Origin of the sequence: Butyrivibrio hungatei NK4A153 (genome assembly GCF_000424465.1) — a bacterium.
Classification (GTDB): Bacteria; Bacillota; Clostridia; order Lachnospirales; family Lachnospiraceae; genus Butyrivibrio; species Butyrivibrio hungatei_A.
In genome coordinates this window covers 146,699-151,690 of the sequence record NZ_KE384198.1, presented here as the reverse complement: position 1 = coordinate 151,690, position 4,992 = coordinate 146,699, and the positions used below count along the sequence as shown (strand labels likewise).

Here is a 4,992-nt window from a genome sequence, read left to right as displayed (position 1 = left end):
GCTCATTATAAGAATATCATTTTGGTTTGTGATTGGAAATTGCCATTTGGGTGCCATATGGTTGCCATTTGGGTTACTTTTGGGGACATTTGGGGACGTTTTTGTTAACAATTCGATTGGTGCATTATAGTTAAGGCAAAAAATATATGAATAACAGAAGTTGTTGGTCAATTCTCAAGGTAAATGCAACACATAGCAAATAATGATAACGGAGCGTATTTTTGCACTATTTTGTGCTTAAATATGCTCCGATTTTATATGCGAAAATATAGATTTTTGGGGAGATTTGCGCTGTTTTGCACATGCTTAACAGATCCATTTCCGGATCTGTCAGAGTAAATCGTACATATTTGGGTGTTGCATTTAGTTTGAAGAATCAGACTTTTTAAGGAGCTTTGGGGGAAGGATTATATCGTTTGGCGGAATCTCTTCAAGACCTAAGAGATTAGTAAAATCCTTTGGGTACATGAGCTTAGCCAGTTCATAAGGAGATTTCCCATGCAGTTCTTTTCGTTTATAGCTGTTGATGTGATCCATCATAAGGCTTATATCAGCCTGAGAATACGGCTCAAGGGAAGTTTCCTTCTTTATCACATAGCGGATAAACTCATGGTTTTTCTCACAACCGCCTTTCTGCTCGGGATGATTGGGCTCACAAAAATAGATAAAGCAACGATCGCCGCCATTTATAGAACGTTGCATACCATCGATATCAGCAAACTCATGACTGTTATCGGTAATTATGTACGGGAACATTTCTTTAAACAGCTCTGTCCCCAAGATCTCTTCGAGCATATCAAGACAAGCAACTACGTTTTCTGAGGTCTGTTCTTCAAGAATAAAAGCAAGCTGCAGCCTTGTAATCGGAAAGAATAATGTCAAAAGAACAGCTTTAGAATCCTTCGAACCCTCGATACAATCCATCTGTGGAATCTCTATAGGGTTACATTCCTTGAACTTAAGGTAGTCCTCATACTTATGCCCGTCCTTTATGACTTTCATTGATTTGTAGTCTTTGGGCCTTTTCTGCCTTTGACGGCGTTTTACGGCATTTCTAAGATCGATATTCCTTGCTTCAAGCTCGCAGCTGTTTATCATACGTCTTAAGGTTGATTCGCTTATATTCAGTTCATTGGTTTTAACTATGTGATAAACTGACTGTCCGTTCTTTATTAATGGATGAACTGCCAAGTAAGATGTACAGAAAGATTGTCAAAGCTCCTAAACATCGGAAAATGAACAAGGATGATGAAGTTTTTAATGACTACATGCTTGATCCGGTCAACAGAGATAAACGTGAAGTCTTAAAAGCGGCATACATACTGTATAGAAACAGGATGCTTATAGATATACAGCTTCAGGATATACGCGTGCTTATAGAAAATCCTGATAATGATGAGTATAAGCGAAATGACAGGCTGTTAGCATATTTTATTAAGATAAATGAATTAGCCCTAAAATACACAGCAAAAAATGTATGATATTCCAAATATGTATTAGGGGATAAAAAGTTGACATAAAAATATAATGTGATAAACTACTGATTGAGGAACAGTAGCTTATTACACTATATTTTTATGGAGTTTATAATATGACAAAAAAAATTTATTTGGAAAAATTTAGTTTTTTTTTATCATTTTATTTTTTTAAAGATGCATGTGATGATATTATATCGGATTATGAGGATTGGTTTAATAACGAAATTAGTATTGGAAGAAGTGAAAACAAAATCTGTGAGGAAATGTTATCACCACGATTATTAGCAAAGAAAATATATAAAGAGACAGAGAATAAGGATGATAGAATTTTGGTTTTATTGAAGAATGTAACAATAAAAACTCTTTTATTGATTATATTACATATGTCGCTTTGCTTTTACATTTTAACGCAATGCAATACATGGGGATGTACATTTTTATATTATGGACTTGCAATTAATTTCTTTATAGCAGTTATTATGTTTTTGGCTTTTTTTAAGAATAAAAGGACGGGGGAGGTATTTTCAGTAGTAAGGCTAATAAGTATGTTTATTCCTGTCTTGTTTATTATTGTTGTTGTTTGGATGATAAATTCAAGTACGAAGCTGCAGGAAGTGGGCAGGGTTTACAATTCGATTTTGACGTTGGCTGTAATTATTCTCTATGCGTATGGAATATACACAGCTTTGAAAAGTACAAATAATGGAAATTTAATAGTTTGTTTACTGCTTGTGTTTGGCGGAGCTGTGATGATAGAATTCACCATGAATCAACAGCATATGTTCTATTTGGATTTGGAAGAATATTCAAAAGTTTTATGGGGAAATATTTTAATTTATGTAGAGATGCTACTCTTACAAGCGATATTTTGGGTAGGTAGAAAAAGTGGATTCACAATTAAATAGAGTCGTTCTGAAAATATGTATATTGCAATTAGTATTAAAGGAAGACAGATATGGATATGATATAGTGAAAATTATGCGGAAATATTTTAAAGATACTGATGAGAGCACTTTTTATACAATTATGAGAAGATTATCAAGTGAAAAATTAACTGAAATGTATTATAGTGACATATCTAAAGGCCCGATGCGAAAGTACTATAAAATAACAGGCGACGGAAAAAAGTATTTATTGAATTATATCAATTCATGGAAAAAAATAGAGGATGTATTTTGTGAATTGGGGATACTATCGGAGTAGCTAAATAAGAAGAGAGATAAATATGCGAAGTAGTTCACTATTAGGAGTTGGAAATTCTAATAATAAAACGGCTATAACAATGAGTAATGGGACTCCAAATTGGACATATATTCCATCAGCAGGAAGATGCAAAAAAACAAAGGAACAGTTGGTATCTGAAATAAAAGATCTTGCAAATAGAGTAGCCCATGCTAATAACGGAAAAGAAACAGAACAGTTAAATCAAGCAGTTATAAAGCTTCAAGCAGATTATGTATCGGAAGTTTCTCCTGATAGGAAGGGATTATATCAGCAAGCAGAGAAGGCTATTAAATCTCAGAGCAAAAATACAAAAGGAATAAAGCATGGAGCTGGGGAAATGTCATTACTCTATTTTTTAGAGCATGCGGACAAATCTCAAAATTTGTCAGATAAAAGTTTTTCACTTGCAGGTGGAGCTACGCTTACATGTCCAATTCTGACAACAGGTGGATACGGAGCAGTTATTGAAAGAGGCGGAGTGAAACTAATGGTTGGAAACAGTGTCGGATGGGGATACCAGATGACTCCTGCGGAATTGAAGAAAAAGGATGAATTTTATGCAATTTATAATAGTGCTGTAAAAAATGCTCAAAAAGAAATTAAAGAATTGAGAGATTTACCGGACTATTTGGAAGACAAGCCTATATTTGATAGTCTTGCATAACTAAATAATATAGTTGCCTTTATATTACCAAGCTATTTTAATAAAATAGTTAATCAAAAGAGATTCTGAATTACACAGGGTCTCTTTTTCATTTGGATAAAATAATAGGGGGGATTATTCATTTTTTCTGCATAACACTACCAATTAGAAAGAGTTCCATAAAGAGTTCCATTAAAAATGGCGTGGCGGCGAAGCTCCTTTCTTTGTGGCTTTACGAGATGAACGGAAGTTCGATCCCGGTCGCCGGCAGTAATTGTATGTAGCTGTAAACTTAGAAAATATCTGGGGTTACAGCTCTTTTCATTTTGTTATACAAGAGGTTCAAATTAGTATAATTTGGGTTCAGTTCAGATTGTATTTATATTTGACCGACTTGAGTTGTATAAATAAAATTCTATGCATAAAAATTGTATAAGCAAAGTTTTCAATATTAAGTTTTGAGTTTGTTTTGAACCACTCTGAACCAGGAACAGTATATCATAACAAAGATTTTATTTGACATTAGATGTTCAAAACAGTATATTATAGATAACAAATGACGTAGAGCATTTGTTGGCTATGAAATGTAAATCCCTACTGGCAGGGGGATACATGGAGCTTATGGGCGGGTTTAGTGTGACAACCGCGAGCCAGTTAGGCGTATGCTGAAAAGAAAACACTTATAATTAAAGCCTCGACGAGAGTCGAGGCTTTAATTATGGAGGTAATGTGGAAAATAAGATTAAACTTAATGCAGAAGCTTTTGAGAGATTACTTAATATAGAATACTATTTTTGTTTGGCTTATAAAGGAAAAGGATTTGAAGTAAGAGTCAGATTTGCAGAAGAAGATTTCCATCATCTTGAGGGAATAGGACAGTTACGTGACTTGCAAATTCATAGTGAGAGTGGAAATGTAACATTTGATAAAGCACTGGATGGTATGATAACACAAGTACAGTTGGAGAAATCAAATTTCTTTGAAAAAAGCTATGTTCAGAACAAGATAGATTATTTACACCTTTTGGAACGCGCTTTTGATGAAAACAGGGTTGTTTTTAGATTTAGAAATGAGCAAAGCAAGTCAAAAATAGAATCTGAATTATTTTTAAACACCTTGGTAGATGGCCAGGATATTTATGTCTATTTAGATATGGTTGCAGGGACAGAAAATGAATATTTTTGCAGATCATTCGTTGCTAATCCAGATTTTGACAGAACTGCAGGTCAGACAAAGCTTACTACTTTATGGCAGGAGAAGATTGATTTATGTACAGGTGAATCACATGTGATATATAGATACAAGAACTTTATTCCTAAAGATTTAAAGAAATGAGAGAGGCGTAGATTACGCTTCTCTTTTTTGATATATTAAGGCTTAAGAATCGTAAAAAACATGTTTTAAGGACTATAGAGGTGCAAAATGCAGCTGGAATCACATGATTTGAACTCGTTAAGAAAATTAGTGAGAAATCTACAGGATGAAAATGAGAGACTAAAAGCACTTTTAAGGAACAATAATGTGCAATATGATTCCGAAAATGCTTTTGATGAGTAAGCGCAAAATATTTCGACGGATATAAAACCATCTGTTAATCCTTCATAATGAATCTGAACTATAAACTACATTTTGGTGTCACTTAAGTGG

At 33.8% G+C, this 4,992-nt stretch carries 6 protein-coding genes; 5 read left to right on the top strand and 1 reads right to left on the bottom strand.

From position 1 onward, the window contains the following. Nucleotides 1-363: 363 nt before the first annotated feature. Nucleotides 364-1,098 (bottom strand): hypothetical protein, encoded by a 735-nt coding sequence (locus G628_RS17715; protein ID WP_143002167.1) that lies wholly within the window; start codon nt 1,096-1,098, stop codon nt 364-366. A gap of 77 nt (nt 1,099-1,175) precedes the next feature. Here G628_RS17715 and G628_RS0115405 point away from each other — a divergent pair, with 77 nt between their 5' ends. The 5 genes from G628_RS0115405 (at nt 1,176) to G628_RS0115385 (ending at nt 4,680) form a co-directional block, all read left to right on the top strand. After that, entirely contained in the window at nt 1,176-1,481 is a 306-nt protein-coding gene (locus G628_RS0115405; protein ID WP_196803782.1) for a hypothetical protein, read from the top strand. 110 nt (nt 1,482-1,591) lie between these two features. Continuing rightward, nucleotides 1,592-2,383 carry a DUF1700 domain-containing protein gene (locus G628_RS0115400; protein WP_026655734.1) on the top strand — a complete coding sequence of 264 codons (792 nt, stop codon included), beginning with the start codon at nt 1,592-1,594 and terminating at the stop codon, nt 2,381-2,383. Beyond that, nucleotides 2,364-2,681, top strand: a complete 318-nt coding sequence (locus G628_RS19385; protein WP_026655733.1) for a PadR family transcriptional regulator — start codon at nt 2,364-2,366, stop codon at nt 2,679-2,681. The genes G628_RS0115400 and G628_RS19385 overlap by 20 nt, the downstream gene beginning before the upstream one ends. 22 nt (nt 2,682-2,703) lie before the next feature. After that, the gene (locus G628_RS0115390; protein WP_026667416.1) at nt 2,704-3,366 is read left to right on the top strand and encodes a hypothetical protein; all 663 of its coding nucleotides are present in this window, start codon (nt 2,704-2,706) and stop codon (nt 3,364-3,366) included. Between the two features lie 708 nt (nt 3,367-4,074). Next, the gene (locus G628_RS0115385; RefSeq protein WP_026667415.1) at nt 4,075-4,680 is read left to right on the top strand and encodes a PBECR4 domain-containing protein; all 606 of its coding nucleotides are present in this window, start codon (nt 4,075-4,077) and stop codon (nt 4,678-4,680) included. Nucleotides 4,681-4,992: the final 312 nt, after the last annotated feature.